Source organism: Nostoc cf. edaphicum LEGE 07299, from assembly GCF_015207245.1.
Classification (GTDB): domain Bacteria; phylum Cyanobacteriota; class Cyanobacteriia; order Cyanobacteriales; family Nostocaceae; genus Nostoc; species Nostoc edaphicum_B.
In genome coordinates this window covers 1-3,073 of sequence record NZ_JADEXF010000809.1, presented here as the reverse complement: position 1 = coordinate 3,073, position 3,073 = coordinate 1, and the positions used below count along the sequence as shown (strand labels likewise).

General features: G+C 40.5%; 4 protein-coding genes. 2 read left to right on the top strand and 2 right to left on the bottom strand.

All coding sequences use genetic code 11. The features are described from left to right. Nucleotides 1-318: 318 nt before the first annotated feature. Both speB and IQ229_RS20980 read right to left on the bottom strand, forming a co-directional pair. Nucleotides 319-1,383 carry an agmatinase SpeB gene (gene speB, locus IQ229_RS20985; protein WP_194047039.1) on the bottom strand — a complete coding sequence of 355 codons (1,065 nt, stop codon included), beginning with the start codon at nucleotides 1,381-1,383 and terminating at the stop codon, nucleotides 319-321. Between the two features lie 192 nt (nucleotides 1,384-1,575). Further along, nucleotides 1,576-1,878 carry an acylphosphatase gene (locus IQ229_RS20980; protein WP_194047037.1) on the bottom strand — a complete coding sequence of 101 codons (303 nt, stop codon included), beginning with the start codon at nucleotides 1,876-1,878 and terminating at the stop codon, nucleotides 1,576-1,578. Here IQ229_RS20980 and IQ229_RS20975 point away from each other — a divergent pair. Both IQ229_RS20975 and IQ229_RS20970 read left to right on the top strand, forming a co-directional pair. After that, nucleotides 1,829-2,179 (top strand): hypothetical protein, encoded by a 351-nt coding sequence (locus IQ229_RS20975; protein WP_194047042.1) that lies wholly within the window; start codon nucleotides 1,829-1,831, stop codon nucleotides 2,177-2,179. The two genes, IQ229_RS20980 and IQ229_RS20975, sit on opposite strands and share 50 nt — an antisense overlap. A gap of 243 nt (nucleotides 2,180-2,422) precedes the next feature. Further along, entirely contained in the window at nucleotides 2,423-2,800 is a 378-nt protein-coding gene (locus tag IQ229_RS20970) for a DUF1823 family protein (RefSeq protein ID WP_194047035.1), read from the top strand. Nucleotides 2,801-3,073: the final 273 nt, after the last annotated feature.

Genomic DNA, 3,073 nt, shown 5'->3' with positions numbered 1-3,073 from the left:
AAATAGTATTCAGCTACTAATAGACAGTAAAGTATATAACTCCAGAACTTCATTATCTGGAATTAGTTTAGTCTCTACATTCTGAAACAGATATAGAGACAGACGCTGATGTAATGATTGTTTGTTCCTTATAGCAATTCTGGTTGAAGAATAATCCAGGTGGATACTCTGCGGGATCTTGCTACAGACCCGCCACTGATTGAAAACCACTAAATCTTCTCTTTCATAGACGTTACACGAATGATTTAGTGGGGATTTTAAACCCTCTTATTCATCCGCCAGCCGAGAGAATTAATTTTGTTAGCGGTAGCGGGGCATTTAGCCCATTCTGACTCCTGACTCCTGAATTCTGTTTGATAAATCCATCAAATTTGCCAGCTTGTAAACTACTCGCGCTCCAACATTACCATCCCACTCCGCATCACCGACTTCGCAGATATCAAAGCCAATAATTTTTCTTCCACTATTGACCAATTCTCGGAACAGACAAAAAGTTTGTTCTAATTCCAACCCACCTGGAACAGGAGTACCCGTACTCGGACAGAGTTTTGGATCTAAACCATCTACATCAAAGCTAATATAAACATACTCAGGTAAATGACTGATAATTTCTCGGCATAAATCAATCCAAGTTGTGCCAGAGTAAAGCTTTTGCTTAATAGCTGGGTCGTAATAAGCAATAATGCGACGATCAGATTGGTCAATCATTTGCACTTCATCATGGCTAATATCACGCAAACCTACCTGCACTAACTTAGTAATTTGCGGTATTTTCATCGCATTAAACATAATCGACGCATGGGAAAACTCAAACCCCTCATAAGCATCGCGTAAATCTGCGTGGGCATCAATGTGCAAAATGCCATAGTTTGGATATTTAGCTGCTAATGCTTGAAAATAACCTAAAGGCGAACTGTGATCTCCACCTATGACTGCAACTCGTTTACCATTATTAATTGCTGTTTGACAATTTTCAAATAGCCATTGATTGACCTGTTGACCAGCCTGATTAATTTCTGTGAGAACAGATGTTAAATCTGGTGTATCTGAAAGTTGTTTACCTTCGGCTAATCGCTCAATAATTTTGCCTGCCAAAGCGCGGTAGTATGTGTTCTTCTCTAAAATATCTTGGGGAATTTCTTCCATAAAAATTCCCTGCTTCCAACCATCAGGGTTATCAAAATCGAATAAATCTAATTGAGTCGAAGCATCTAGAATTCGCTGTGGGCCATTAGCAGTGCCAGCACCATAGGAAACAGTGACTTCCCACGGCACACCAAAAACAATCAAGTTTGCAGACTCATAATCGCAGGGCAAACCTAAGAGGTTGCCATTTATTTCACCTACGCCGCTGGGATTGTAGTCTTTTAATTGATTACTCATTGAGTATCTTCTGGATTTACGTGGATAGACAGCACGCCGCCTAGTTGACATCTGCATTGTAATCAAAATTTTTCACAGGCGGTAAACTGCTTCAAGGCATGAACACGAAAAACCCACGAATATACAGGTTACTTCAGCATAGTTTATAGGGTACAAGGGATAGTTTCTCTTTCCTATGCTTTTGTTAACTCCCTACTCAACCCGCTTAACCTCAAATCCTCGCAACCCTTCCGGTTCCTCATATTCAACCACAACATCTTTAACCACAGCAGCAGGCGGCCCAGAGTGGCACCAGCGAAGCATATCATCTACAACCTCTCGCGCCCCTTCAAAGACTGCCTCTACTCGATTATCGGGGAGATTCCGCACCCAACCGGTTAATCCCAACTGGCTAGCTGTATCGACAGTGGAATAGCGATAGCCTACTCCGTGGACTCGGCCAGAAATGAATACATGGGCGCGGATAATCTTTGGCATTGCTGTAGAATTCTGCATAGACTGGTCTAATCTTTACGATTCCAGTCTATCTAGTTTGTGTATACACAACCTGTTTTTAACTCCAACTCGCAAAATTAATCCCGCTCTTCGTCATCGTCGTCATTGCCGCGATGTCTGTACTGGCGGTCATCGTCATCATCATCGCCGCGATGTCTGTACTGGCGGTCATCGTCATCATCGCCGCGATGTCTGTACTGGCGGTCATCGTCATCATCATCGCCACGATGTCTGTACTGGCGATCGCGATTATCCCATTCTTCATCACGTTGTTTCTGCTTGCCACCGACTATATTTCTGAACATATCCTCTATTCCCATAATTTTCCTCCTGAGTTGACGAATCTCTTTATTTAGGGTCACTTTAGTAGTTTGTCTAATGGTTGTAGCGGATAAATCTTCCAGCAGGTATAGATAAAAATAAAATTATCCCCTTCTTTGGGAGTGTCGCAAAGTAGTGATAAAGTATTTTTCACTACCTCCTAACTGTAGTGAATTTAATTAATTCAGTAGTCAGTTTTTCAACTTAGAATTTTGAATTGCTTATGTCTAACCTGCCACCACTCAATACAGAAACAATTTGGGCAATTCTTGACGATAAACTTGATGATGCCACAGTCAACCAGTTGCTATGGCATTATTTAGGCTATCGTTATGATTCCTTAACTGCACAATGGGACACCAGCCTAGTTGCACCAGAATGGCAAGATGAGTACCCACAACCACCAGATTTTCTTGAATCTCGCCCCGCAACAGTCAAGTTGACTCGTTCCATTCCTGCTGAAAATAAACAAATGTTAAAAGAAAAGCTGGGCTTTAAAGGTTACAAAATTGGAGAATTTGGGCCTCGGCAAACTCGCAGGGCGACGGCGGCAAATTGGTTGTTAAGTTATCTACAACAAGCTAACAACAAAAAAGAGTGATTTTGCAGTAAATATTTGATAAAAAATATCCTAACTTTTACCAAATATCTGCTGTGCTTTAATCTCAAAAAAACAATTAGTTTTATTTAATGATTTTTTTTGCAGTTACAGCAATTTGTAAGTAAAGAAGGTACAAAATGTAAAATTCCAAATCAGATATAAACAGTTTCTACCTCTACCTTCTGTCTTCAAACCCGTAGCTTTGTACTACATTCATATAAAAGAAAACTGTTGTATATGTATAGCGTTTCTTAATCACATGAGGTATATCAT

Coding starts and splice junctions, on each gene's coding strand:
- IQ229_RS20975 (WP_194047042.1), top strand. CDS start 1,829: ATGAATACATGGGCGCGGATAATCTTTGGCATTGCTGTAGAATTCTGC.
- speB (WP_194047039.1), bottom strand. CDS start 1,383: ATGAGTAATCAATTAAAAGACTACAATCCCAGCGGCGTAGGTGAAATA.
- IQ229_RS20980 (WP_194047037.1), bottom strand. CDS start 1,878: ATGCAGAATTCTACAGCAATGCCAAAGATTATCCGCGCCCATGTATTC.
- IQ229_RS20970 (WP_194047035.1), top strand. CDS start 2,423: ATGTCTAACCTGCCACCACTCAATACAGAAACAATTTGGGCAATTCTT.